General features: G+C 71.0%; 20 protein-coding genes. 6 read left to right on the top strand and 14 right to left on the bottom strand.

Annotation, left to right across the window (positions count from 1 at the left end; genetic code table 11):
• Position 1: 1 nt before the first annotated feature.
• A complete protein-coding gene (locus ABT061_RS24030; protein WP_350921675.1) occupies positions 2-763 on the top strand; it encodes a succinate dehydrogenase/fumarate reductase iron-sulfur subunit in 762 nt (253 codons plus the stop codon).
• 518 nt (positions 764-1,281) lie between these two features.
• Here the strand turns inward: ABT061_RS24030 and ABT061_RS24025 are convergent.
• The 12 genes from ABT061_RS24025 to ychF form a co-directional block, all read right to left on the bottom strand.
• The gene (locus tag ABT061_RS24025; protein WP_350921672.1) at positions 1,282-2,790 is read right to left on the bottom strand and encodes a hypothetical protein; all 1,509 of its coding nucleotides are present in this window, start codon (positions 2,788-2,790) and stop codon (positions 1,282-1,284) included.
• Between the two features lie 117 nt (positions 2,791-2,907).
• Positions 2,908-5,103, bottom strand: coding sequence for a mediator complex subunit 15 domain-containing protein (locus ABT061_RS24020; protein WP_350921670.1), 2,196 nt, complete (start codon positions 5,101-5,103; stop codon positions 2,908-2,910).
• 77 nt (positions 5,104-5,180) lie between these two features.
• Positions 5,181-5,579 carry a (deoxy)nucleoside triphosphate pyrophosphohydrolase gene (locus ABT061_RS24015; protein ID WP_350921668.1) on the bottom strand — a complete coding sequence of 133 codons (399 nt, stop codon included), beginning with the start codon at positions 5,577-5,579 and terminating at the stop codon, positions 5,181-5,183.
• A gap of 176 nt (positions 5,580-5,755) precedes the next feature.
• Positions 5,756-6,853, bottom strand: a complete 1,098-nt coding sequence (locus ABT061_RS24010; protein ID WP_350921665.1) for a C40 family peptidase — start codon at positions 6,851-6,853, stop codon at positions 5,756-5,758.
• 13 nt (positions 6,854-6,866) lie between these two features.
• The gene (locus ABT061_RS24005; RefSeq protein ID WP_350921663.1) at positions 6,867-7,535 is read right to left on the bottom strand and encodes a hypothetical protein; all 669 of its coding nucleotides are present in this window, start codon (positions 7,533-7,535) and stop codon (positions 6,867-6,869) included.
• A 2-nt stretch (positions 7,536-7,537) separates the two neighbouring features.
• Entirely contained in the window at positions 7,538-9,865 is a 2,328-nt protein-coding gene (locus ABT061_RS24000; RefSeq protein WP_350921660.1) for a type IV secretion system protein, read from the bottom strand.
• Positions 9,862-12,354, bottom strand: coding sequence for an ATP-binding protein (locus tag ABT061_RS23995; protein ID WP_350921658.1), 2,493 nt, complete (start codon positions 12,352-12,354; stop codon positions 9,862-9,864). Before ABT061_RS23995 ends, ABT061_RS24000 begins: the two co-directional genes overlap by 4 nt.
• Positions 12,355-12,460: 106 nt before the next feature.
• Entirely contained in the window at positions 12,461-14,839 is a 2,379-nt protein-coding gene (locus tag ABT061_RS23990; protein WP_350921656.1) for a TcpE family conjugal transfer membrane protein, read from the bottom strand.
• Between the two features lie 47 nt (positions 14,840-14,886).
• The gene (locus ABT061_RS23985) at positions 14,887-15,162 is read right to left on the bottom strand and encodes a hypothetical protein (RefSeq protein ID WP_037970213.1); all 276 of its coding nucleotides are present in this window, start codon (positions 15,160-15,162) and stop codon (positions 14,887-14,889) included.
• 151 nt (positions 15,163-15,313) lie between these two features.
• Positions 15,314-16,345, bottom strand: coding sequence for a conjugal transfer protein (locus tag ABT061_RS23980; protein WP_350921653.1), 1,032 nt, complete (start codon positions 16,343-16,345; stop codon positions 15,314-15,316).
• 373 nt (positions 16,346-16,718) lie between these two features.
• Positions 16,719-17,405 (bottom strand): hypothetical protein, encoded by a 687-nt coding sequence (locus tag ABT061_RS23975; RefSeq protein ID WP_350921651.1) that lies wholly within the window; start codon positions 17,403-17,405, stop codon positions 16,719-16,721.
• A gap of 305 nt (positions 17,406-17,710) precedes the next feature.
• Positions 17,711-18,799: a redox-regulated ATPase YchF gene (ychF, locus tag ABT061_RS23970; RefSeq protein ID WP_350921648.1), complete on the bottom strand. Its 1,089-nt coding sequence runs from the start codon at positions 18,797-18,799 to the stop codon at positions 17,711-17,713.
• Between the two features lie 246 nt (positions 18,800-19,045).
• Between ychF and ABT061_RS23965 the strand changes: the two genes are divergently transcribed.
• On the top strand, positions 19,046-20,350 hold the full coding sequence (locus ABT061_RS23965) for a DNA recombination protein RmuC (protein WP_350922023.1): 1,305 nt from the start codon (positions 19,046-19,048) through the stop codon (positions 20,348-20,350).
• A gap of 127 nt (positions 20,351-20,477) precedes the next feature.
• Positions 20,478-21,002 (top strand): DUF6542 domain-containing protein, encoded by a 525-nt coding sequence (locus tag ABT061_RS23960; protein WP_350921647.1) that lies wholly within the window; start codon positions 20,478-20,480, stop codon positions 21,000-21,002.
• A 113-nt stretch (positions 21,003-21,115) separates the two neighbouring features.
• Here the strand turns inward: ABT061_RS23960 and ABT061_RS23955 are convergent, their stop codons facing one another.
• Positions 21,116-22,084, bottom strand: a complete 969-nt coding sequence (locus ABT061_RS23955) for a 4-hydroxy-3-methylbut-2-enyl diphosphate reductase (RefSeq protein WP_350921645.1) — start codon at positions 22,082-22,084, stop codon at positions 21,116-21,118.
• Between the two features lie 112 nt (positions 22,085-22,196).
• On the opposite strand from ABT061_RS23955, the gene ABT061_RS23950 reads away from it, so the two are divergent.
• Together ABT061_RS23950 and xseA are read left to right on the top strand one after the other, a co-directional pair.
• Positions 22,197-23,378 (top strand): DUF8129 domain-containing protein, encoded by a 1,182-nt coding sequence (locus ABT061_RS23950; protein ID WP_350921643.1) that lies wholly within the window; start codon positions 22,197-22,199, stop codon positions 23,376-23,378.
• 27 nt (positions 23,379-23,405) lie between these two features.
• On the top strand, positions 23,406-24,614 hold the full coding sequence (gene xseA / locus ABT061_RS23945; protein ID WP_350921640.1) for an exodeoxyribonuclease VII large subunit: 1,209 nt from the start codon (positions 23,406-23,408) through the stop codon (positions 24,612-24,614).
• Here the strand turns inward: xseA and ABT061_RS23940 are convergent.
• The gene (locus ABT061_RS23940) at positions 24,592-25,062 is read right to left on the bottom strand and encodes a GNAT family N-acetyltransferase (protein ID WP_350921638.1); all 471 of its coding nucleotides are present in this window, start codon (positions 25,060-25,062) and stop codon (positions 24,592-24,594) included. The genes xseA and ABT061_RS23940 overlap by 23 nt on opposite strands.
• 138 nt (positions 25,063-25,200) lie before the next feature.
• On the opposite strand from ABT061_RS23940, the gene ABT061_RS23935 reads away from it, so the two are divergent.
• Positions 25,201-25,431 carry an exodeoxyribonuclease VII small subunit gene (locus ABT061_RS23935; protein ID WP_030910800.1) on the top strand — a complete coding sequence of 77 codons (231 nt, stop codon included), beginning with the start codon at positions 25,201-25,203 and terminating at the stop codon, positions 25,429-25,431.
• The last annotated feature ends 120 nt before the right edge of the window (positions 25,432-25,551 follow it).

Here is a 25,551-nt window from a genome sequence, read left to right as displayed (position 1 = left end):
CATGAGTTACAAGGCGAAGTTCCGCGTCTGGCGGGGCGAGGGCGGCGAGGGCAAGCTTGAGGACTTCACCGTCGAGGTGAACGAGGGCGAGGTCGTTCTCGACATCATCCACAGGCTCCAGGCGACCCAGGCCCCCGACCTCGCCGTCCGCTGGAACTGCAAGGCCGGCAAGTGCGGCTCGTGCTCCATGGAGATCAACGGCAGGCCGAAGCTCGGGTGCATGACCCGGATGTCCACCTTCAGCGAGGAGGAGACGATCACCGTGACGCCCATGCGGACGTTCCCGGTGATCAAGGACCTGGTCACGGACGTCTCGTACAACTACCAGAAGGCCAGGGAGATCCCGTCCTTCACTCCTCCGGCCGACGTGAAGCCGGGCGAGTACCGCATGCAGCAGATCGACGTCGAGCGGTCCCAGGAGTTCCGCAAGTGCATCGAGTGCTTCATGTGCAACAACGTCTGTCACGTCATCCGTGACCACGAGGAGAACAAGCCCGACTTCGCCGGTCCGCGCTTCCTGATGCGGATCGCCGAGCTGGACATGCATCCGTACGACGTGGCCGACCGCAAGGACTCCGCTCAGGAGGAGCACGGCCTGGGTTACTGCAACATCACCAAGTGCTGCACCGAGGTCTGCCCCGAGCACATCAAGATCACTGACAACGCGCTGATTCCCATGAAGGAGCGCGTCGTCGACCGGAAGTACGATCCGCTGGTCTGGCTGGGCAACAAGATCTTCAAGCGTTCCGGCTCGAAGAGCTGACCCCTGCACGGCGGCGCCGCCCACGGGACTCTCCCCGGGCGGCGCCGCCGTGTTTCCCCAGCGTTTCAAGTGCTGGAGGCTTCTGGTCGTATCTCGGCTGAACCCGGCACTCGGCAGCCTGAACCGGCGGTCGCAGCGAACTGGTCGAAGCGATCGGCGAGCACGCCCCCGGCCTCGAGCTGACGGGGCTCGCCGCCGGCTTCCACGCCGTCGCCCGGCTTCCCGAGGGAGCCGACGAAGCGGAGATCGTCGACGCGGCGGCCCAGCGCTCCGTCGGGCTGCGGGGGCTCGGTCGACACCGATCGCCGAACGGCGAGAGCTCGCCGGGGATCGTGTTCGGCTTCGGAGACGTCAACGAGGACGCGATCAGACACGGGATCGCGGCCATTGGCGACCTACTGCGGCGGGGATGAGACACGTGGTAGCGGTGGCCGCCGCTTCCGCGTATCCACTGACATCAGGTCCGCGCGCGACAGCGTGCTCGGAGGCGAGGACGGTTCCCGCCGGGCCGGTACCGGTCAGGTGGAGCGGCGGAAGAGGCCGCGCTTCTTCTTGCCGGCGTCCTGACCGGGGAGCGGGTAGACCGCCGTCGAGGCCGGCCCCATGGGAGGCTGTTCGCCGGCGTCCGGCCGATTACCGGGGTCACCGTAGGCCCCCGGACCACCGGGGCCGATCAGCGTCGCCGGATCACCGCCGGGGCCACCGGGACCACCGGGAACCGGCGGGCCGCCACTGCCGTGAGCCCCACTGCCGTGAGCCCCGCCGGCGGGACCCCCGTGGCCGCCAGGGCCGCCTCGGGGAGGCTCCTGCGGGAACGGCGCCCCGGGGGACTCGGGCTGCCCCTGCGGGAAACGCCCCTCGCGAGGCTCGGGGCCGAGGTTCTCCGGCCGGCCGGGCTGGGTACGCTCGTCCGGCCCACCCTGACCCGGAGCGCCCTGCGACTCGGGTCCGAAGGGCTGGGGCTGGAAATCGCCCTGGGGGCGGCCCGGCAGGTTCCGATCATCCTGCGGTTCCTGGCCGAAGGGCTGGGTGCCGTGGAACGCGGCCGCCGAACCGTCCTGGCCCACCGGGCCGTAGGGCACCTGCCCCTGGACGGTCTGCCGGCCGTACGGGTCGCCGTGGCCGGTGGCCTGCTGCTCGTAGCCGGGCGCGGGCATGTACGCCGTCGTCTGCTCGTAGCCGTAGGGGTACTGCCCGGGGGCGTAACCCTCCGGGTAGACCGGAGAGTACATCTGCATCGGGACGAGGCTGATGATCGGCGCGTAGGCCGTGCCGCCCTGGTAGGGGCCGGGAACGAAACCGGGTCCGGCGGCGTAGCCGGGACCGCCGTGATAGGCCATCGGGTCCATCGAATCGACGCGGGGCCCCATTCCCCGGGGACCGGCCCGGCGGATGGCCGCGGCGTGGGCCAGGCGGCGCAGCCTGCCCTCGAAGATCAGCACGGCGAACAGCACCAGCAGCACCAGGATCAGCGCCGGGATGCCGAGCTGGCGGCTCAGCGTGGCCCCGTCGAACTCGGCGTTCGCGTTGCGGATCTCGGCCACGGAGGAGCCGGAGGCGTTCTCGTCGAACGTGGCGCTCTCTTGGGGGTTGGGCGTGGCGGAGGGAAGCGTGTCCGACGGGGTGCTGGCCGGGAACTGGACCTCCGCCTCCTCGGACGCCGAAGGGCTGGTCTCGGTCTCCGGCGGAGCGATCGGGGCCGTGGTCTCCTGGGCCGGCGGAGCGACCGGCTCCTGCGGGGGCGGCGGGGCCGTGGTCTTCGGGGGCTTCGTCGTCGGCGGGACGGTCACCGTGGTGGTCACGGTCTTCTGCGGGACCGGGGTCTCCTCCGTGCCGCCCCCGGGATCCTCGGTGACCGTGACCGTGACGATCGGCGTGGGTTCCTCACAGGGCCCCGCCGGATCGACGTCACATCCGGGGATGTACGACGGGTCGGCGACCATCGTCCTGACCGTCGCGCCGGCCACGGAGGAACCGGTGAGCGGTGCCACGGCGACCAGGAAGGCACCGCTGATCCCCAAAGACATCACAACGGCGGAGACAGCTGCCCTGAGCCGTGCTCGCGTCACCGGTGCCCTCCGTGCAATCAACCATGAACACGTCAAAGAAATACTAGTTGGGCAAAAGTAACAGTAAATCGCCTTTTACAAAACGTGTCGCGAACGACGGCGGCGCTGGATCCTCCGCTGCAGCCAGAGGAGGCCGACGAGTGCTCCCACCGCTGCTCCCACCGCTGGTAGGCCCCGTACTCCCGTCAGCAGCGGGCTTGACTCGGCGACCGCCTGGACATGGGGGTTCGGACCGTCGAGATCCTGCGGGAGGGGCGCACCCTGCGGTACGGGAACCTGTGCGGCGGCCGGGAAGGGTCCCGCCGGCGGCAACTGGAGCTGGGGCCCGGTTCCGAGACCGGGCGGCTGGCCCGCCCCCGCCATCCCCGCGGAGGCCGGCGGCACCTGCGACGGTACGCCCGGCACCTGCCCCATGGGCAGCGGCGGTACCTGCTGCGGCACCATCGGTGCCTGGCCGCCCGGCGGCTGCCCCATGGGCACCTGCTGTCCCGCTCCCGGGTAGCCGGTCCCCGGGAAGCCGGCCCCTGGGAAGCCGGTCCCCGGGTAGCCGGGACCGACCGGCCCGCCCGCTTCCCGTTGTGGCGCACCGGGCCGGCCGGCCTTTCCCTTCCCGCCTGCCCCCGGATGGCCCGGAAGCATCGGCTGCCCCATCCCCTGCGGTTGCGCGCCGAGCTGACCGGGCTGGACGAGCATGCCCTGACCGAGCTGACCGGGCATACCCTGGCCGGGCTGGACGAGCATGCCCTGTCCCGGCTTAGCCGGCCGGCCAGGCATGCCCTGACCGGGCTGGACGAGTTGTCCGGACGGCCACTGGACGGCCCCCGGGTAACCGGGCCCCATCGGCGCCACCACCGGGCGGCGCGCTCCGGGCTTGCCGATCACCGTCTGGCCGCCTGCCGGATAGCCGGGTCCCACGGGCCCGAGCATCGGCCGGCCCGCCCCCTCGCGGCGCGCGCCGGACCGGCAGGCCGCCCGCTGCTTCCCGGACATCTTCCGCCCGGCCGCCCCGCGTCCCGCGTGAGACCCCATGACCGGATGGTTCCTGCCGTTCTGCCGCTGAAGGAGATGTTCCTCAGGTGCTTTCACCGGCTTCGGTACGGCGACGGCCGGGCCATGGCCGGCCACACCGCCACTCGTCTCCGGAACGGCGGCGTCGGCGGGAAGCCGCGTTCCCGGCTGAACCGAGCCCTCGGGAGCCACCGGGGCCGAGGGAGCCAGCGGGGCCGAGGGAGCCAGCGGGGCCGAGGGAGCAGCCGGGGCTGCGGGAGCCACCGAGGCCGAGGGCACGGCCGTGCTTCCGCCCATGCCCGTAGCGGCACTGCCGCCCCCCGCCACGACCGATCGCGGCACCTCGGGGCCCGACGACCTTTCCAGAACATCAAAAAGGAACGCCAGCGTGCGCTGCTCGGCCTTCTCCGCCTCCGACGCGCCGGGAGCGATCTTCGGAACCCAGCCCCGCTCCCCGACTGCCTGGGGAGCGTTGAGGACCAGGTCGACGCCACCGAGCGTCTCCACGCCCGCCTGCGGATCCGCGGGCCAGGCCGAGGCGGCATCTCCCAGATAGATCCTGGAAGGGCCGGAGACCTCCGGAGCACCGGAGACGGGCAGAGTCTGCCTGACCTCCCGCTGGGCGTGGACCGGCTCCGGGCTCCCCGCGGCGCCCCGGATCTGCCGCGGCACCGCGTCCGGCCCCCCGGCGGTGCTCCCGGCAGTGCTCCCGACGGCGCCCCCGACGGCGCCCCCGGCAGTGCTCCCGACGGTGCCCCCGATGGTGCCCCGCACCTGCCGGGTCACCACATCCGAGCCCTTGAGCGTGCCCTGCCCCTGCTGCACCGTCTCGCCACCGGGTCCGCGCATCCGGGCCATCGCGGTCAGCGTGATGTCCCGGGGACGCTGCGGCGCGGCGAGCAGCACGTCGACGAGCCCGCCGTCGGCGGGCAGGTCACCGACCGAGCAGACCGCAGTCCCCTTGGGGAGCGGTGTCGCGGGCCTGGTCGCCACCGGGCACTCGATGCTTCTGAGGGCATCGGCGGGGGTCGTCACGACCGCCAGCCGCGCGCCGGTGCCCGGCCCTCGCAGGCGGATGCGGAAGCGGATCACCTCGCCGGTGCGGCTCCACCCCGACCACGTACCGGAGGCGGCGGCCAGGTCGAGGGGCGACTCGGCCGGCTCGGCCGGCTGGGCGGCGTACACCCCCGAGGCGCCGCCGAGGATGAGCACCCCCGCTCCGACCACCGACACGATCCGAGTACCACGCCACCATATGGTCACCGCATATCTCCGTTCCCCGGGTACGGACCCGCGACATCGCCACGTCCAGTAGCAGTTATGTCACGGTGCGGAGTCGATCAATCCTTATTGAACCGACCTTGCCCATCGTTGAGACGACCTTGTACCGCCCGCACGATTGGAAGGTCCGCGGGCAGCCACGCCACGTCGTAGAGCTCGTCCACCTCCAGCCAGCGCAGATCCAGGTGCTCCCTGGTCTCCGGCCTGCCCTCGGCGATCACCGCGAACCAGACCCGCAGAACGTAGCCGCCGGCGAGCGCCCAGTCGCCGCCGACCCGCTCGCCCACCTCGATCAGTACGCCGAGCTCCTCCTGGCACTCCCTGACCAGCGCCGTATGCTCGTCCTCGCCGGGGTCGACCTTGCCTCCCGGCAGCTCCCAGCCGCCGGCCAGCTCGGGAGGGTCGGCGCGCTGGGCGGCGAGCAGCCTGCCCTGGCCGTCGACGATGGCGGCGCCCACAACGACCTTTTCCGTGACTCCTCCGCTCCCCGGGAAAAGCGGCTGCTCGCTTTCCCCGGCCGAGTTGGGCGATGGTCAAGCCCTGACCGCTTCGAACACCGGAACCGTAACAGGAAGCGATTCACCTGCCGGGTAGGCCAGGCCGTCCCTTTTCCAAACGCGACGCCCCGATTCTGTCAGCCCTGCTCCCTCAACTTGAGTTGTTCCAGGATCTGGGGGTGTTGCAGCGGGCGGGTGAATCCCATGATGTTGGCGCGTTCCCGGTAGGTGGTGACCTTGATCGGCCCGCACAGCCGGCATCTCGCCTCGATCATCTTGCCCGGTGACACCACCATGCCCACGTGCCCCGGACGGTTCGGGCCGGTGCCGGGACCGGCGTTGAAGAAGACGAGATCCCCCGCCTGCTCCTGCCCCGCGGAGATCTTCACGCCGAACGGCCACTGGACGAACGTGGTGCGCGGGATGGTCAGGCCGACGCTCCGGTAGGCCATGTAGATGATCCCGGAGCAGTCGTAACCGGCGGGCCCCGTACCGCCCCAGATGTAGGGCTTGCCCCGCTGGGCCAGCGCGTACTGCAGGATCCCGGCCACCGTACCGGTCGGCGCCGCCTCCAGCATGGGCTCGTCGCAGCTGTCGTCCGCCTCGGGCGGGGTGCTGACCTCGCCGTCCTTGGCGTACTTCTTGGCGATCTCCATGACCTGGTCGACGTACCACCAGGCACGGTTGTAGACGAACAGCGAACGCCGTACGTTCTCCGGCGCGCCGTTCCGCTTCAGCATCTTCGCCGCGCCTAGGATGGCGTCAGCCGGGTTGTACACGTCGGCCCAGCCGTCTCCGTCGCCGTCGGAGGCGTAGCCGTTGAACGTGGACGGGATCTTGATCTTGGCCTTACCGCCCCAGGTGCTGATGAGAAACTGCATCGGCCCGGCGGCGCCCGCGTAGTTGACGCCGCTGCGCACGCCGGGGAGCGTGGAGCGGCCGTGGTCGGTCTCGCGCTTGCCGACCCCGGCGAGCACGTTCCACTGCACGCCGACCTTCTGCCCGTGCTCGCGATAGAGCTTCAGATACTCCTCGGGGATGTCGGACGTCGCGGTCTCCGACTCGTCGCCCACCGTCTGGACGTTCTTCCCGCAGTCGGGTTGCGCCTGCCCGGTGATGGAGGGGAACGAGGGAAAACCGCTGATCATCATCATCGGCGCCATGATCAGCGTGATCATGCAGAGTCCGGCGACTCCGAGGACCAGCGCGAGGCGGAGGTGTCTGTTCTCCCTCATGAGGTTCCGCCGTTCATCCGGCCACGCCGGTCTCGGAAGGCTGATCGTCTCCCTCCTGGCCGGAATCCGCCGGCTGGAGGTCGTGGACACGCCACTCGGCACCGACCTGGATGAGCGTGACGGCGTACTCCGCGGTCCTCTCGTTCACCCCGCTCTTGGCCGTGACGTTCTGGGTGCCGACGACCACGAACACCACCGAGGCGCTGTTGATCTGCCGGATCTCCTTCACCCGTGCCGCGCCGACCGAGACGACCTCGTCGGCCTTGTTCGCCTCGACGGTGCCCGGCGAGGTCACCGTGCGCAGCAGCACCCCGGAGAACTCAGCCGTGGTGTAACCCTTGAGGCGGTCGCCGTAGACCGCCGGGTCCTCGTCGTAGCTGAACGTGCCGTACTCGGCGGTGAAGCGCTGCGCGTAGTCGGCGGCGGCCGCCAGTTCCTGCTTGGTCATCGGCAGGTAGGAGTAGACGTCGAAGGGCGCGTTGCTGGCCGTCGCCTCCGGACGCGTCGGCTCCGCGACCGGCTCCTGCCCCGCTGCCACGGTACGGGTGGCCCCCGCGGGCTCTGTCGGGTTCTCCACCCCGCCGCCGCTCTCCGGCCACATGGTCAGGTAGACGCCGACCGCCGCGAGCACCGCGACCAGCACCGCGAAGACGGCTCCCCGCCGGTTGCCTCCCTCGGTCAACGTCAGTCCCTGTCCGGGTTGGACGGGCGGAGCCAGAACGGTGGCGGCTCACCGGCATCACCACCGCGCTCCGCTCGCCTGGTGATCCAGAGCGGTGGCGCCTCGGACGACCTGCCCCCGGCGTCCCGGTTCCGCGAACCGCCGGAGGAGCTCCGCGAGCCGCCGAAGATGCTCTCGCCCGACCTCGAACCGCCCGAGCTCTTCGACCCCGAGGAGCCGCGGGAGGAGCCGCCGTTACGCGACCCCGAGCCGGAGCCGCCTCGCGAGGAGCCGCCGAAGATGCCGCCGCCCGACCGGCCGCCGCCGCCCGAGGATGGCGCGGCGGGCCTGACCGCCGAGGGGCCGGACGACCTGCCCGCCGAGGACCCCCCGTTGCCCGAGGAGCCGCCTTGCGGCGCCCAGCCTCCCGACGAGCCGCCGAACCAGCCGCCGGAGCCACGTCCCCCACCAGGTCCCGAGGAACCTCCGGACCTGGTGGGGGGCGCGCCGCCGCCCGTACCGGCACCGGAGAGGTTGAGCGGTGGCGCCGCGCCCGGGCGGGCCGCGGTGACCGGGCGGCCGGTGCCCTTGCGCCGCCCTGCCGCCTGGGAGTCGGTGTCGAGCGGCGCCGGTTGCGCGCCGACCGGGACCCGGGTGCCCGACGGGGTGGCCGGCGTGGCGCCGTCCTCGCCGCGTCCCCTGCCCTGGGCGACCGTGGCGGCGGCCGCCGCGCCGATGGAGGCTCCGCCGGCCATCGCGGCCGCCTGGAGCATCGGCTCCGCCTTGCGCATGCCCCAGCGGCCCACCCTGGCCGCCGCGACCGGCGGCAGCGCGGACGCGGCCCGCTGCAGGGTCGGCGCGGTGGCCGCTTCACCGAGCATCCTGGTGGTGAGCGTGTGCCCGTCCATGGAGGCGAACAGGTGCTGGAAGGGCCGCCGGTAGAAGAACACGGCGATCGTCAGGATCGCCATGAACATGACCTGCATGCCCCACGGCATCGCGGTGGAGATGATCAGCGCGTAGCCGTACACGAGCACGCCCAGGACGAGGGCCAGCACCGCCTGTCTGAGCAATGTGCCGATCAGCATCTCCACCCAGCGCATGGCGATGATCCGCCCGGATCCCGGATGGACGCCGATCAGCAGGAAGACCGGCGCGAGGATCAGCAGCAGCAGGAACCCGACCTTGAGCACCAGCAGCGAGACCGCCACCAGGAAGATCAGCAGCCCCGCGACCACCGCGGCCATGAGGGCGCCGATCGCGACCCCCAGCCGGTTCGTCCAGTCCTTGCCCTGGAAAAGGGGGAAGATCGGCGTGTTCTGCAGCTTGTCGGCGACCTCTGTCTCGTATCGTGCCTGGTGAAAGCCTGCTTCGGGCGCCTGCTGCGCCTTCAGTTCAACCGCGTCGATCGTCTGGATCTCCAGCAGTTTGGCGCCGAACGCCTTGATGACGGGGGCGTCGGCGTCGGCCGTGCCGAACTGGCCCATCAGCCACGGCTTGCAGACCAGGGTGGACCAGAGCGCGTCGGAGTTCTGCTCGACTCCTGGCACGCCGCTCTGACCGTATCCGCCGCCCTGGACCTGCGGATTGGCCTCGCCCTTGGCCGGCAGGCAGGAGGTGCCGCCCGCGCCGGGCAGTCCGGAGAAGGCGGAGTTGACCACCTCGCCGGTCTTGTCGGTGACGATCTTGCCCAGTCCCGTGAGGTCTCCGGGGCGGCTGAAGAACCAGACGGCCACGGTGACCGCGAGGACCATCCAGATGACGCCCTCGGCGGTGGTGGTGGCGCGCTTGCGGATCAGCCCGTACCAGGCCAGCCAGATGGCGCCGAGAATCACCAGCGGCCGCAGGTACGGCCAGTACATGGCGTCGGCCAGGCGGACCACGATGTCGTCGACGACGTTCTTGATCGACTCCAGCGGCCCCTCGGTGGCAGCCGCCTGGTAGGTCGTGATGGTCAGCCGGTCCAGCGCCTTGGCCCACAGGAAGACCGTGTTGGCCATCGCGTTGCCCATCACCGCCGCGATGTCGTCACAGCCGAGCTGATGGGTGTGCCAGAACTGGCCGCTCATGCCGTAGGTCGCGTAGTTGCCCCGAACCGCGGAGACCTCCGCCTGGGCACCCGGCTGCGCGGAGTCGGGGACCGGCGGCTTGATCAGGCCGTCCACGCCTCCATCGACGATGTCGGGGGACAGGTCGGGCGACATGTCGCAGGGAGCGGCTGCGACGGCCGTGGACGCGTCGTCGGGGAACACCATCGGCAACGCGAGGAACGCGGCCAGTGCCACCAGCCCGATGGCGATCCGCCTGCCCAGCCTTCCCCTGCGGGAACCCCTCTTGCGAGAGCCCTTCATGACCGCACCTCCAGCGCCGCAGCCCCCGGCCCACCGACTCTGTCGCCCCCAGGAAGATCATGCACTTTCTCGTCGGGTTTGTCGTGGGTAGGGTTCGTATCCAGCCAGCGCAGCAGCTCATCCGAGATCAGGTCCACCCCGATACGGCCTGCTCGGCCGTCCAGATCCCGGAAGACGCACTCACCGTTACCGAGCGAGCGCAGCACCGCCTTGTGCTCCTCGGACGCCTCGACGCCGAGCAGCGCCATCACGTGCTCCACCTCGACCCGTTCGGTGGAGCGGAACGCGAACACCGAGGAGAGGCAGTTCGTCACCTGCTCGCTCAGCAGGTCACCGGCGTTCTGCGAGACCAGCACCAGCGCCGTGTTGCGGGAGCGGCCCATCCTGCTGACCTCGGGCACCAGCTTGGCGCCCTCGGGAGTGGAGGTGATCGCCCATGCCTCGTCCAGGAAGATCGCCTTGGGGGTCCGCCGGTCCAGGCCGTTCATCAGCCCTCGCGCGAACTGCGCGACGAGGTAGAGCAGCGCCACCGACAGCCGCTGCTCGTAGGAGTAGTCGTCGCGGCCGGTGGAGGCGTCGGGCAGCGTCAGACCGCCCAGGGTGAAGACGGTGGTCCAGCCCTCGGTGTCGATCTGGTCGCCGCCCGAGGGGTCGAAGCAGAGCCTGGCCAGATGCATGTCGGACATGGAGCGGAGCACCGCGCCCAGGTTCTTGGAGGCGGCGTCGTCCGTCTGCTCCAGGAAGTCGACCACCTTGCCCAGTGACGGGTCCTCGGCGTTGGAGACCGCGGCGACCGCCTGGATCATCGCCGACTCGCGCTCCTCCGACATGCGCGGCAGCAGCAGGCGCAGAGTCTCGGTGGCCATCGTCTTCTTGGCCGCGAGGTCGTCGCCGAAGGAGAACGGGTCGAGCAGGCCCGGTGCCGCGGAGCCGAGCGGGATGATCCGCGCCTTCCTGCCCCGCTTCCGCAGCAGCTGGACCAGCGAGTCGGCGTCGCCCTTGGGGTCGATGACCGCGACCGTCACCCCGCGCAGCGCCATCTGATAGATCATCAACAGCGCCAGCGTGGTCTTGCCACCGCCGGGTTCGCCGGTGATGGCGATGGCCGTGGGCCGGTTGCGCGTCGCCGCCACCAGCGGGTCGAAGTGCACGATGCTGCGCGCCCGGCCCAGGGTCTCCCCTACGTACGGACCCATCCAGCCCGAGCCGCCCTCGTCCGTCCGGTCGCCCAGGTCGACGGTGGCGGTGGCCATGCCGCCGGCGATGGTGCGCAGCGGCTGCCGCTGCGCGTAGGCGTTGACCCTGACCCGCTCGCCCGGCAGCGTCTCGCAGAACAGCGAGAACTGGTCGCCGGTGGAGTTGACGATGTCGATGCCCATGTCGCGGTAGTGCTCCACGACCGCCTCGACCCGCTGTACGCAGATCTCCTCGGTCGGGGCCGACACGATCAGCCGGTGCCAGCCGTACACGAACGGCAGGCGCTCCTTGGTGATGCCGTGCTCCAGCATCCGGGCCGCGTCGATCTGCTCGGCCAGGGCCAGCGGCGCCTCCGCCCCGGCCTCGCGGATGTGGATGTCCATGTCACGGGCGTGGGCGAGCTGGCGCGCCACGTCCTTGCTCGCCTTGACCGGCGGGATCAGCCGCATCCTCGAACTGATCTCCACCGGGAAGGGCAGCTGGTCGGCGAAGTGCATCCAGGGCTCGCCGTCGGGGAAGGGCATCAGGTCGGGGAAACGGGCGAAGGACATGTGCGCCACGTAGGAGTCACCGTGCGGCTGCTCGATCCGGAGCAGCGCCCTGCCGTTGTGGATCTGCCCCTCGACCAGGGACTCGATCTCCCCCTGCCCCCACCGCCGCTTGGGGCTGGCCGAGGCCGGAGGGTCGCCGAGGGAGCCGGTCGTGGCGTGCTGGAACAGCCAGGCGAGCTCGACGGAGCTGGCGTGCCTGGCGTACAGGGCGCTGGCCGACAGCGCCCTGCCCAGCCGCTCCGCCTGCTCGGACCACTTGGCGATCTCCGCCTTGGGGACGTGGTCGTCCTCGATGCCCAGGGCCTTCTCGCTGCGCTGGTAGAAGCCGAAGAGCTGGGAGAGGACCCCGGCGCCCAGTTGCCTGCCGCGCGTGCCGAGCCGCACGCCGAGGTAGACCTCCTTGGTCCAGAAGTCCTTGGCCCAGACGTGCCGGTACATGTCCTCCAGGTAGTCACGCCAGCCGGGGCCCTCGTCGGAGGTGGCGTTCAGCGCCATCGCCCATTCGGCGGCCGGGTAGGTGCGGTGCGCCACCCGCAGGTGCACCTCGGCGTCCGGCATCCGGATGGCGGCCAGCGCGATCGTGATGTTGGTGGCCAGCGCCTCCCGCTCCTCGGGAGTGATGAACTCGTAGCTCACGGTGGGAAGCCTGAAATAGGCCCAGACCGACGAGTCGGTCAGCAGGATCCGGTCGTCGAAGTACCGGACGGCGAGGCGGCTGCGCGCTCGGGACGCACGACTCACAGACCCTCCCCCACCGGTCGTACGGCCCTGCCTGCACGGCCTCCGGCCCGCCCGCTCACCCGCACCTCGTCACGCCCGTTCACCACGTCTTCTCGCGCCCGGGGGATCACTGAGCTAGTTCCTCCTCGCTGGGTCGACCCGCCTGCACCGTTCCGAAGCCCGCCACCACAACACCCGCCAGGGCCAGGTAGGCCCGGCGGCCCGGCGCCCTCAGGTGGGACGGCTCCACCCGATCGGCCCTGCCGGGAGCCAGCGCGTCCTCCCAGGGGACCCTGACGATCGCCCGGCACCTGCCCCGCGCGACCGCCTCCGCCTGCTCCACGTCCTCCATGCTGCGGCGACTCACCCCGTTGACGACCATGACCGCCCGGCGACGGAGGTCGGCGCAGCCGTGCCCGTCGAGCCACTCGTAGGTCATGGCCACCGCGTCGGGCCCGTCCTCACTGGCCGGGACGACGAGGACGAGCTGGTCCGCGTAGGGGAGCACCCGCGCGGCCAGGGCCGCCGCCGGGTCCATGACGATCATCTTGTAGTACCGGTCGAGCGTGTCCATCGTCTGGCCGAGCCGCCGGTCGGAGAAGAGCGTGCGGTCGGACAGGCGCTGCTCGGCACCGGCGTCGGTGTCCCCGGCGAGAACCTCCAGCCCCGAGGCACAACGGCTGGTGTAGGCGCGCATGCCCAGGTATCCCTGGACGTTGTCGAGGCCGGCGAGCAGGGAGCTCAGGGTCTCGGGCGACTCGCCCTGGATCCGGCTGGACAGGGCGTGCGAGCCGGTGCTGGCGTCGACCGCGAGAATCCGGTCCTCCCGGTAGCGGGCGAGGGTGTGGCCGAGCATGAGCGCGGTCGTGGTCTGCCCGGCACCGCCGGTACATCCCAGCACCACCACCCGGCGGCTGCCGCTGAACACCGCCCTGGCCCGCGCCTCGTCGATCTCCGAGCCGTCCGTACGGCCGCCCCCAGGCCCGATCACCACCTGGGCCAGCCGCCGCCAGCCGCCCGAGGAGTCCCGGCCGACCACCGACTCCACCCGGCGGACCCTGGCCCCCGCCTCGCCGGCCGAGGAGGTGGGCACCGGCACCACGGGGGCCACCGGATCGGCCTTCGCCGCTCCCGAGGGGACCGCGCGGATCGACATGCCGGCACCTGTCTGGACGCCGGTGTCCCCCGGGATGCCGGGACCCGCCTGCGTCCCGGCGGGCCGCTCGGGCGGCCATGCCTTCGCGGTGTCGGCCGCCCGGCCGATCGGCGTGGGCCGCCCCCTGCGGTGCTGGCGCCGGGCGCTCCTGTCGTCCGGCGGGAGTTCGGCCGCCTCAGCGTCACGGCGTCCTGCCGGCGCCGGTTCGACGAACCTGGGCACGAAGGACGGAACGGCCGGGGTGGAGGGCTTCTCCACGGGGTCGGGCACGACGGCCGGCCTCTCGGCGGGTGTCTCCACCCGGGCCGGCTCCGGAGCCGAGGGCGAGGGCGGCGGCACGGCCGGGGCCTCGGGACGCTCCCGGACGGGAGAGCGCGAGGCGGGCACGGAGATCTCCGGAGACGCCTCGGGCTCGGGAGAGACGGGCTGCGCGGGCGGGGCGGCGGCGCGCTGGGCCTCGGCGGAGGCGGCGAGCCTGCGCAGCCGCCGCAGCGCCTCGGTGCTGATCGGAGCGGCCGGAGCCTCGGGGGTGTCCGGCGTGCCGGGCGTCGCCGGAGTGTCCTCGGCGTCCTCCTGTACGGGAGGACGGTCCTGCCGGGCCTTGGGCCGGTCGGCGGAGTCGTCGGCGGTCGGCCGCGAGGACGGGCCCGGGACCGGCGTATCCGGCAGGGAGGTGACGGTCTCGGCGGGAGCCGGCTCCGGGGGCACGACGGGCAGCGAGGCGCGGGGCACCGCGGACAGGACGGGGACGGCGACCGGGGTCGGCCGGGCGGCCTCGGTCTGGGCGAGGGCCGGGGCGGTGCCCTGACGGAGTGCGCGGGCCTCGCCCCAGGCGACGCGCTCGCGGGCGACCGGGGCGGTGGCGGCGGCGGCCGCCGCGGCGGCCACGGCTGGACGCACCTCGCGCGAGCGTGCGGCGGCGCGCTTGGACTGGGCGTGGCGGGCCTTGCGCGACGCCTTGACCCGGACCGAGGCGGGCTGCGGCGCGGCCCGCCAGACCCGGCCGTTCAGCGCGACCTCGGCGGGCTCGGAGATGGGAGCCATCCGGCACCAGGTGCGCGGCTCGCCCATGTAACGCATCTGCGACTGGATCAGCTCGGTGAGCCGTTTGCTCTCGATCACCGGCCGGGTGGAGAGCCAGGTGACGACACCGGGCGGCACCAGGTAGAGCACGTGCCAGGGGGCCGCGAAGGGCAGGCCGAGCAGGTAGAGCAGGAGCGACCACGGGGCCAGCACTCCCACGAACCCACCGATCCAGACGATCGGGAGCGGCGTCGGCAGCCGTAGGTCGTACAGCTTGTAGAGCCGCTTCTCGATCCTCCAGATATTGGTGTACGTGGGCAGATCCACGTGATCCTCCTCTCCGCCTCTCCTTGTTTGACCGTTTGGAGGCGGTCTCAACCCCCCGAGATGCCCAGTGCGCCCGCGATCGCCTTGGCAGTCACCTCGATGATGTTCGGCACGTAGAAGATCACTCCGATGGCGATCGCCAGGATGATGAACTGAACGAATCTGGTGATCTCACGGGTGAAGAGGAAGAAGAGGGCCACCACCGAGACGATGACGAGGAAGAGCGGTGCGAAGAAACTGCGGAGGAAGTCAGCGAGGCCTTCTGTGTTGACGCCTGCCGGAGGGGCTGTGGGCTGAGCGAACTCCATGGCGCTCAGCAGCATGGTCTTGAAAATCACTTCTTGTCCTCCGTACTCACGATCGCGGCCCCCGGGCGGCGACGGGTCCGCGACGCACTCGCGCGCGAACCCGAACCGGCGGCTCATCGATCAGGGGGGGTCTGCTCACCGTGGACCGGCACCATTCGATCATGCGTTACCTCGCCACAGATCGATACGCACCGCGAATGTCCTTGACGAACCACTTGTCGCCTTGCTTGACCACGGTGAGCAGATAGGCCTGCTCGAGCTTGCCTTCCATCTGGCCGGGATCCGCGGGTTCCGGGTCGGTGGACTGCCTCGCCTTTGACGGCACACCCCACAGGACCGTCGCGGTCACCTCGCGGGCGGCTCCCCCTCCAAGGGGCACGGCGAGCTCTTTGAGCTGCAGGAAGGTGAACGCGCCGCCGAATCCCTCCAGGGTGATCCCGGCGTCGGCGTAACGCAGCAGCGAGGCGGTGTCGCTCGCCGCGTAGGCCTTGAAGAAGTCTTCCAGCGGGGTGCGCAGCTCCTGCTCCGCGGCGCGGTCACGCTCGGGTGCGGTCTTGGGCGGCAGGTTGGCCGCCTTCGGCGCCGGCAGGATGCCCGGACGCCCCGCGACGACGAACCTCTTCGTGGACCGGTCGTGATAGACGGGCACCGACAGGAGCTGGCGGCGGTTGTCCGACTGGTAGAGGACGGTGACGACCGCGTTGTCCGCGTCCACGACCTCGATCCCGTACGGCTCCACCGCGCCGGCGCTCATCCGGCCGAAACCGTCCCAGCCGAACTGCGGCTCCGTGCCTTCGGGCAGGTAGGGGGCGAGCCGCGACCTTCTCTCCTCAAGGCGGGCCCCGTCGAAGTTCAGGTAGACCTCGGCGAACTGGGTCGCGAAGGCGGACCCCTGGGCGGCGGGGAACCCGCTGTCGGAGGCGGGTGCCGCGCCCGAGGGGGCGTTCTGCTGGGTGAAGCGCTCGAAGGGCGCGCGGACCCCGTTCACCACGATGACGACTATCAGCGCCCAGAGCACGGCGCGGCCGGTCCACACCAGCCAGCGACCGCCTCCACCGGACCAGCGGCCACGCGACGTGCCCCGCCCGCGCGCCGGGGCGCGTCCGAGATCGGGGTCGTCGGGGAAGTCCGGGTATGCCGACAGCTCAGGGTCGCCAGCGATCCGGGGATCACGCTGGACCGTCGACCTTCGAGCCATCACGCCTCCGCTCGCGTCAATCCTCGGCCACACGGTGTCGTATCGCCGCCGATCCCGTTGGCCATGGTGACGCACTTACTCTAGCCGCCCCGCCGATTCTTCCAGGAAAGCCACGCCTATGCTGCAGGCATCGTGATGACTGAGCAAACCCGGTCTGGAACCCCGGCGAGACCGGCGATGCCGCCGATGCCCAATGAAAAGCGCATTACCCCTGGCCAGCGCATGGGTCGATTACTCAAACGCCACGCATTGCTAACTAGACGGTCCCCGGACTGTCGCGACCTGCGCATTTAACACGAAATGCGTCACCCAGTGTCACACCCTCCGAAATAGCCCCACCTCCGCGGCCCCTCGTCCGCCTTCGACGCCCTGCCTACCTGACAGAGACAGCGACGGTGTCCTCCTCTTCGGAGGTGGCCACCGAGGCCGTACGCCACAGGGACACCGCCAGCCAGAGAGCCCCCGCCGCGATCAGCGCGCCGTGCGCGATCCGGAGTGCCGGGGTGCCGAAGAACTGCGGGAGGAAGAGGGCGAAACCGAGAGCGAGCGGGACCCCGCTCCACCTGGGCAGGGTGCCGGACCGCCGGACGGCGGCGGCGGCCAGGATCGAACCGGCTGCCAGCAGCAGGAGCCCGGCGATGAACATGGCGCCCGAGACCACCCCAAGACGGATCACGCCGGCCAGTTCCAGTAGCCCGGGATCCTGCTCCTGCAGGGCTCGCTGCGCGAGGGCGTTCAGCCCGAAGACCTCGGCTCCGTAGTACGGCAGGGTGAGCCCCACCCCTATCCAGGTCACCACGACCGCGCCCGAGGCGAGCCGGTCCCTCAGCACGGTGCGCAGGCCCAGCAGGCCCAGGGTGAGGAGGATGAAACCGCCCACCGCGAACAGGTGCGCCGCGATCCAGGCGCCGGACGCCATCGCCTCCGCACCGCGCAGCGTCGTCTCGTCGGTGTACGGCCGAACCACCGGATACAGCAGGAAGAGGGCGCCGGCCATCGCGAAGGACAGGGCGCTCAGCCGTGCCCGGCCGGTGAGAGGGGGGAAACTGCCGGTGTTCACGAGGCTCTCCGAATCACAGGTGAGAGAGGCACTCGCCCCGATCAGAACGGTGCCCCAATTCGAGAGCAATGCTCTTTTATATGAGCAACGATGTCAAGAGCAGTGCTCTCTTTTTGGAGTAGAGCTCTTAGATGATCGGCTGGGCGGCCCGAGAAGAAGAGCGGTGGCCGACGTACGGATCGCCTGCCCGCCGAAGAGCGCCACCTGAAAAGCACCCGCGCCGGCGAGGTGACGACAGAGGCGGGGTGAAAACACCTCGGGCCAAGGAGACGGGAGGTCTCCTTGGCCCGGGGAACGCGGATCGGTCAGACGTTGAAGCGGAACTCCACCACGTCGCCGTCGCGCATGACGTAGTCCTTGCCCTCGATGCGGGCCTTGCCGGCCTGGCGGGCGGCGGCGATGGAGCCGGTCTCCACCAGCTCGTCGAAGGAGACGATCTCGGCCTTGATGAAGCCGCGCTGGAAGTCGGTGTGGATGACCCCGGCCGCCTCGGGGGCGGTGGCGCCCTTGGAGATCGTCCAGGCCCTGGTCTCCTTGGGGCCGGCGGTCAGGTAGGTCTGCAGGCCCAGGGTCTCGAAACCCACCCTGGCCAGCTGGGCCAGGCCCGACTCCTCCTGGCCGACGGACTGCAGGAGCTCCAGCGCCTCGGAGTCGTCGAGCTCGACGAGCTCGGACTCGATCTTCGCGTCGAGGAAGACGGCCTCGGCCGGTGCGACGAGCGCCGAGAGCCTGGCCCTGAGCTCCTCGTCCACCAGCTCGTCCGCGTCGAGGTTGAAGACGTACAGGAAGGGCTTGGCGGTCAGCAGGTGCAGCTCGCGCAGGTCCTTCGGGTCGATCCCGGCACCGGAGGCTCCGGCGTACAGGGTGGTGCCGCCGTCGAGGAGCTTGAAGGCCGCCTCCGCCGCGTCCAGCACGGACTTGCGGTCCTTGTTGGTCCGAGACTCCTTCTGGAGGCGGGGAATCGCCTTCTCCAGGGTCTGCAGGTCGGCGAGGATCAGCTCGGTGTTGATCGTCTCGATGTCGCGCCCGGGGGCGACGCCGCCGTCCACGTGGGTCACGTCGGGGTCGTTGAAGACCCGGATGACCTGGCAGATCGCATCGGTGTCGCGGATGTTGGCGAGGAACTGGTTACCCCGCCCCTGTCCCTCCGAGGCACCGCGGACCAGCCCGGCGATGTCCACGAACTCCACCTTCGCCGGCAGGATCTTCGCGGACCCGAAGATCTCGGCCAGCTTCTCAAGACGTGGGTCGGGAACGCCGACGATGCCCACGTTGGGCTCGATGGTGGCGAACGGGTAATTCGCCGCCAGGGCGTTGGCGGTCTTCGTCAGCGCGTTGAAAAGCGTTGACTTGCCGACGTTGGGCAATCCGACGATGCCGATGCTCAGGCTCACGTGAGCCGAGTTTACGCGGAATGACCCACTGCTACCTGCCACGGGCAGGTCACAGGGTGGTGGACATCCCGTTCAGGCGCCCGCCGCCGATGGTTCGGCACCGATCGGAGCCGTCCAGGTGACTCTCCCCGGTTCGGCCAGGTTCGGACACGATTCCGCAACTCCCCGTCCGGCCCCGGACGCCTTCGGAAGGCGTGTCGGCGCGCCAGGAGTGACCGGGCCTGGAATCATGCCGGGGTGGACGTCATGGCGCTCTCCTTCCAGCTCGCGGTGGGCCTCGCCGCGGGGCTCGCGATCGGCTTCCTGCTGGGCCGGGCGCGCGCCTCCTCGGGAGCCGCCGACGTCATCGCGCGTCTGGCCGACGCCGAGGCCCGCGCGAAGATCGCCGAGGAGAAGGTCGTCTACATCGAGGAGCAGCTCTCCGAGCGGTTCCAGGCCCTGTCGAGCCGGGCGCTCGATGTCAACAACCTGCGGTTCCTGGAGCTGGCCGAGACGAGGCTGGCCGCCAACCGGGCCGAGGCGGCCGGTGAGCTGGAGCAGCGCAAGCAGGCGGTCGAGCACCTGATCGAGCCGTTGAAGGACACCCTGGCCCGCGTCGAGACGCAGCTGCGCGACACGCAGATGGGCCAGCGGGCCGCCCACGCGGAGCTGGCCAGGCACATCGACGTCGTCCGCGAGAGCAACGAGCAGCTCCGCGCCCAGACGAGTTCCCTGGTGCGGGCCCTGCAACGCCCCGAGGCCCGGGGCCGGTGGGGAGAGCTCCAGCTCCGCAGGGTCGCCGAGATCGCCGGGATGCAGCGGTTCTGCGACTTCGACGAGCAGGTGAGCGTCACCACGCCGGACGGCGTGCTACGGCCCGACATGGTGGTACGGCTGGCCGGCGGCAAGAACATCGTGGTCGACTCCAAGGTCTCCCTCGCCGCCTACCTGGAGGCCGCCGAGTCGGCCGACCCCGACCACCAGTCGGCCCGGCTCGACTCCCACTCCCGTCACGTGCGCGAGCACGTGGACCGGCTGGCTTCCAAGACCTACTGGCAGGCGTTCAGCCCGGCACCGGAGTTCATGGTGCTGTTCATCCCCGGCGAGGCCTTCCTCGCCCCGGCGCTGGAGCGCGACCCCGCCCTGCTGGAGTACGCCATGCGGCGGCGGGTCCACATCGCCACCCCCACCACGCTGATCACCATGCTGCGCACCGCGCAGTACGCCTGGCAGCAGGCCGCGCTCAGCGAGAACGCGCGGGCGATCTTCGAGGTCGGCAAGGAGCTGTACGAGCGGCTGAGCAGCATGGGGCGTAACGTCGACGCTCTGGGCCGCTCGCTGAACCGGGCCGTGGAGTCGTACAACAGGACTGTCGGCTCGCTGGAGACCCGGGTGCTGGTGAGCGCGCGCAAACTAAACGATCTGGGACTGGTCGAGACCGATCTGGACAGGCCGCAGGCGATCGAGGACCTGCCACGCGCGCTGACCTCGCCGGAACTGCTCGCGGAAGAGGAGCCAAGCTCGCCTCTCGTATCCCGCCTGAACGGTAGGTTGGCCAACGACCTGCCCTGAAACTGTTCTCCCAAGGCGCCGACGGCCGGACACTGGAGGCGACGGAGTTGACGACGTGGGGGCGAGGTCATGGGGGGCGAGTGGTGGACGAGCGAGGCGGCGTACAGCCGGCCGGCGGGGTGATCGTATGAGTGAACTTGGCCGGGCCACCGGCGGCATCCGGCTGACCGTCCGGGGCGCGCTGGCCCTCGTGCTGGCGTCCACGCTGGTGGGCAGCGTGCTGCAGGCGCTGTTCGGGGTGGCGGCGCTGACCGGGGCGGCGTTCGTGGCCGGCTGCGTGGCCGCGGCGGTGCTGGTGAACCGCAGGGACCTGCTGTCGCTGGTGGTCTCTCCGCCCCTGGTCTTCTTCGTGACCACCGTGCTCATCGAGGCGGTCCGTTCCCTGTTCGCGTCCACGCCCATCCAGGCCTTCGGCCTGGGCATGTACACCGCGCTCTCGCAGGGCGCCCCGTGGCTGTTCGGCGGCTCGCTCCTGGTGCTGGTCATCGCCTGGCGCCGCGGGCTGACCCGCTGCGTCCGTGAGCTGCGCGACGAGCTCAGGGTCGGCAAGGCCTCCGTTCCCGCGCCGAGGAGCGGCGACTCCGCCTTCGCCCCCGAGCCCGAGGGGTACTTCGAGCCCAAGGTGTACGGCACGCCGCGCGAGGGCTCGTAACCGCCGGGCAGGAGATCCCACAACCGGCCATGGCCGGCCATGGCCGGCCGCAACGGGCCGGGGCGGCATCTCATGCCCGTAGCGGCGGCGGCACTCCGCGAACAGCGGGGCGGTCAGACCGTGGCGCGCAGGTCCTTGCGCAGCTCGTGCGGGAGCGCGAAGCGCACGCTCTCCTGGACGGACTCGACCTCTTCGACGTCCTCGAAGCCATGCCCGGCGAGGCGGGCCAGGACTTCGGTGACGAGCTCCTCCGGCACCGAGGCACCGCTCGTCACGCCGACCGTGGTGACACCGTCGAGCCAGGCGTCCTCGATGAGCGAGGCGTCGTCGACGAGGTAGGAGGCGTCGGCCCCGTGGTCGAGGGCGACCTCGACCAGCCGCTTGGAGTTGGAGGAGTTCTCCGAGCCGACCACGATGACCAGCTCCGCCTGTGCGGCGATCTCCTTGACGGCGACCTGGCGGTTCTGGGTGGCATAGCAGATGTCGTCGCTCGGCGGGTCGATCAGGTTCGGGAAGCGCTCCTTGAGCCGGGAGACCGTCTCGACCGTCTCGTCCACGGAGAGCGTGGTCTGCGACAGCCAGACCAGCCGCTCGGGGTCCTTGACCCGCACGGTGCCGACCGACTCCAGACCGTCGACGAGCTGGATGTGGTCGGGTGCCTCGCCCGCGGTGCCCTCGACCTCCTCGTGACCCTCGTGGCCGATGAGGAGGATGTCGTAGTCCTGGGAGGCGAAGCGCCTGGCCTCGTTGTGCACCTTGGTCACCAGCGGGCAGGTGGCGTCGATCGTCTTGAGACTGCGCCGGGCGGCCTCCTGGTGGACCGCCGGTGAGACGCCGTGGGCGGAGAAGACCACGATGGCCCCCTCGGGCACCTGCTCGGTCTCCTCGACGAAGATCGCTCCGCGCGCCTCCAGCGTCTTGACCACGTGGGTGTTGTGGACGATCTGCTTACGGACGTAGATCGGGGCGCCGTACTGTTCCAGCGCCTTCTCCACGGCCTGCACGGCGCGATCGACCCCCGCGCAGTAACCGCGGGGCTTCGCCACCAGTACGCGTCGGGTCGCGGAGGTCTTGGAAGTCATGCTCTTATGCTACGTGGAGACGCCCGCGAGACAGCCCATACGTCCCACAAGCTCATGCGGCACAGTCTTGCCACACTAGCCTTTCTCGATACAGACCTCCCAGGGAGACGATATGTCAGTCCCCGACATGATCCGCAATGTCACACAGAAGGCAAAAGACCTGCCGCTGCACATGCTGCAGTCCGCGCTGAGCGGGGTGGGCCAGGCCCTGCTCCTCGGCGACCGCGTACGGTCCAAGATCAAGGGTACCTCCGGCCAGGGAGAAGAGCCCGACGGGTCCCGCGAGACGGTCGGCGACCAGCCGGCGGAGACCGCTGAGAAGGCCGCGGAGCAGGTGGAGAAGCCCGCCCGCCGCGCGCCCGTCATCTTCGCGCCGCGCCCGGAGCAGGCCGCGGACAAGGCGACCGCCGCCGAGAGCAACGGCGCCAGGACCACCCGCGAGCCGGTCATCTTCAGCCCCGCCAAGCCCAAGGCGGCGGAGCCCTCCGCCACCGAGGCCAAGACCGAGACCGTCGAGACCCCGGCCGCCACCGAGGCGCCGACCCCCGCCCCGGAGGCCAAGGCCGCCGAGCCCAAGCCCGCCGAGGCCCCCGTCGCGGAGCCCGCCACCACGGAGGCCCAGGTCACCACCGAGGCAGCGGCCGCCAAGACCCCGGCCGTTGTCGAGCCGGAGGCCGCGGAGACCCCCGCCGCCGTCGAGCCCGAGGTCACGGAGGCCCCCGCCACCGAGGCGAAGACCGTGGAAACCCCGGCCACCGTCGAACCGGAGGCCGCCGAAACCCCCGCCGCCACCGTCGAGCCCGAGGTCACGGAGGCCCCCGCCACCGAAACGAAGGTCGCGGAAACCCCGGTCGCCGAGGCCCCCGCCGCGAAGAAGCCCAGGGCCACCCGGGCCAAGGCCAAGGCCGCCGAGTCCGTGGAGTCCGAGGCCGCCGCCCCCGAGGCCGCCCCGAAGGCCAGGACGACCAGGGCACGCAAGACCGCCAAGGCCGCCGCCCCGGCGACCCCGGTGGCGGAGAGCGACGCCCCCGTCGAGACGCCCGCGGCGGTGCAGGTCGAGGTCGAGCGGGTCGAGAGCGCGAAGCCCCAGAGCACCGACGCCGCGGCGGTCGAGGTGACCGAGCCGCTGCCCGGCTACGCGGAACTGACCGTCGCGTCGCTGCGGGCGCGGATGCGCGGCAGGACGTCCGAGCAGATCCGGGAGCTGCTCGCCTACGAGCGCGCCACCGCGGGCCGCGAGGCCGTCGTACGGATGTACGAGAACCGCCTGGCCAAGCTGGCGGCCGCGGAATAGTCGCCTCCGGCGCGTAGGCTCCCGGCCATGAGCTCGAACACCACCCCTGAGCAGCCCCTCCCGGTTCGCACGGTGTTGCAGATGGTCGGCGGCTGGATCGGCAAGCTCGGCACCGTCTGGGTCGAGGGACAGATCACCGAGCTGACCGCCCGAGGCGGCACGGTGTTCCTGACGTTGCGCGACCCGGTGGCCAATGTGTCGGCCCGGATCACCTGCCCGCGTGGTGTCTACGAGGCGACCGTCCCCCGGCCGGTCGACGGCGCGAGGATCGTGGCCCACCTGAAGCCCGATTTCTGGGTCAACAAGGGCTCGTTCGCGTTCACCGCGCTGGAGATGCGGCCGGTCGGGGTGGGCGAGCTGCTGGCGCGGCTGGAGCGGTTGCGCCGGTTGCTCGCCTCCGAGGGGCTCTTCGGCGTCGACAGGAAACGGCGGCTGCCGTTCCTACCGGGCGCGGTCGGCCTGATCTGCGGCCGGGACTCGGCCGCCGAGCGCGACGTGCTGGAGAACTCGCGGCGCCGCTGGCCGGCGGTCCGGTTCAAGGTCGAGCCGGTGGCCGTGCAGGGGCCGTACGCGGTCGGTGAGGTCATCGAGGCGCTGCGCAAGTTCGACGCCGACACCGAGGTCGACGTCATCGTGGTCGCGCGGGGCGGCGGGTCGATGGAGGACCTGCTGCCCTTCTCCGACGAGGCGCTCGTCCGGGCGGTCGCGGCCTGCCGCACGCCCGTGGTCAGCGCGATCGGCCACGAGCAGGACAACCCGCTGCTCGACCTGGTCGCCGACGTGCGCGCGTCCACGCCCACGGACGCGGCGAAGAAGGTGGTGCCGGACGTCGGCGAGCAGATGACGCTGATCCGTCAGCTCAGGGACCGGGGCCGCAGGGTGGTGGGCGGCTGGCTGGACCGCGAGACGGCCTGGCTGGCCGCGGCCCGCTCCCGACCCTCCCTCGCGGACCCGGTGCGTGAGATCGAGCGCAGGGCCGAGCAGGCCGAGCAGCTCAGGGACCGGGCACGACGTTCCCTCACCGGTTCCCTGGACCGCGCCGCCGATTCGCTGGAGCACCTGCGCGCCCGCCTGGTCTCGCTCTCTCCGGCCGCCACGCTGGAGCGCGGCTACGCGATCGTGCAGCGCCCCTCGGGCGATGTCGTACGGCTCGCGAGCGAGGTCTCCCCCGGCGACGAGCTGACCGTGCGCTTCCCCGACGACCGGGTGCGGGTCAGGAGTGATCCCGCCAGGTGAGCGAGGGGTAGCCGTCGTCGACGAACCCCAGCCGCCGGTAGAGCGACTCGGCGTCCGAGGTGGCGTGCAGGTCGACCCTGCGGATCCCGCTGTCGCGGTACCACTCCAGGAGGGCCCCCATGATGGCCCGGCCATGCCCCCTGCGCCGGTGGCGCGGGTCGGTGGTCATGCCCTGGATGTAGCCGTAGCGGCCGTCGGGAAGGCTGGGTCCGGGAAAGCGGTCGAAGATGAGGCCGATCCCGCAGGCCGCCAGCCCCTTTTCCGGGGAGTCCACCACGTAGACGGCGGTGTCGAGGCTGCCCAGCCGCTCTTCGAGGCTCTCTGCGTAGGCCTGCTGCCACTCCTCCTCGATGGGAAGGGTGCCGTCCCTTGCCATCCGGTCGGCCAGGATCTCACGGAGGCGCACCAGCTCGGGGATGTCCCTGGTGGTCGCGTCACGAACGTTCACCTGGGCATTCTTCCAGCCGTACTCCCCTGCGGAGCGACCGGGTAGGAGCCTTGTCGATCACGCCGTCGCGGGGAGGGGCCGCGACTCCCGGTACGGCACGGCGTCACCGGGTGGGCGTCACGATCTAAGGTGGGGTGCGTGGCCGATGAGAAGAGACCGTCGTACGAGCAGGCGCGCGAGGAGCTGACCGAGGTGGTCCGCAGCCTCGAGGCGGGCGGGCTCACCCTGGAACAGTCGATCGAGCTCTGGGAGCGCGGCGAGAAGCTGGCCGCGGTCTGCGAGGAGTGGCTCCAGGGTGCCCGGGTGAAGCTCGCGGCCGCCATGGCCCAGCGGCGGCACTCCGACCCGGCCGGAGAGACACCCTTCTAGGCCCTGTCCTGCGGATCTTTTGCCTACTGCGGTCGGTCAGGCGGCGCCTCGCCGCGTTGTCGCCGGTCACCGCAGCACGCTGCGGCTCCCTCCTCCGCCTTGCGAGACACCACCTGACCG

The organism is Streptosporangium sp. NPDC002544, assembly GCF_040295965.1.
Classification (GTDB): Bacteria; Actinomycetota; Actinomycetes; order Streptosporangiales; family Streptosporangiaceae; genus Streptosporangium.
This window is presented reverse-complemented; position numbering and strand designations above follow the sequence as displayed.

Bases quoted from the DNA above. Each gene is read 5' to 3' on its own strand.
- ABT061_RS24010 (WP_350921665.1), bottom strand. From the start codon at position 6,853: ATGAGGGAGAACAGACACCTCCGCCTCGCGCTGGTCCTCGGAGTCGCC.
- ABT061_RS23965 (WP_350922023.1), top strand. From the start codon at position 19,046: ATGGCGCTCTCCTTCCAGCTCGCGGTGGGCCTCGCCGCGGGGCTCGCG.
- ABT061_RS23960 (WP_350921647.1), top strand. From the start codon at position 20,478: ATGAGTGAACTTGGCCGGGCCACCGGCGGCATCCGGCTGACCGTCCGG.
- ABT061_RS23985 (WP_037970213.1), bottom strand. From the start codon at position 15,162: ATGCTGCTGAGCGCCATGGAGTTCGCTCAGCCCACAGCCCCTCCGGCA.
- ABT061_RS24025 (WP_350921672.1), bottom strand. From the start codon at position 2,790: ATGTCTTTGGGGATCAGCGGTGCCTTCCTGGTCGCCGTGGCACCGCTC.
- xseA (WP_350921640.1), top strand. From the start codon at position 23,406: ATGAGCTCGAACACCACCCCTGAGCAGCCCCTCCCGGTTCGCACGGTG.
- ABT061_RS23980 (WP_350921653.1), bottom strand. From the start codon at position 16,345: ATGGCTCGAAGGTCGACGGTCCAGCGTGATCCCCGGATCGCTGGCGAC.
- ABT061_RS23955 (WP_350921645.1), bottom strand. From the start codon at position 22,084: ATGACTTCCAAGACCTCCGCGACCCGACGCGTACTGGTGGCGAAGCCC.
- ABT061_RS24030 (WP_350921675.1), top strand. From the start codon at position 2: ATGAGTTACAAGGCGAAGTTCCGCGTCTGGCGGGGCGAGGGCGGCGAG.
- ABT061_RS23950 (WP_350921643.1), top strand. From the start codon at position 22,197: ATGTCAGTCCCCGACATGATCCGCAATGTCACACAGAAGGCAAAAGAC.
- ABT061_RS24000 (WP_350921660.1), bottom strand. From the start codon at position 9,865: ATGAAGGGCTCTCGCAAGAGGGGTTCCCGCAGGGGAAGGCTGGGCAGG.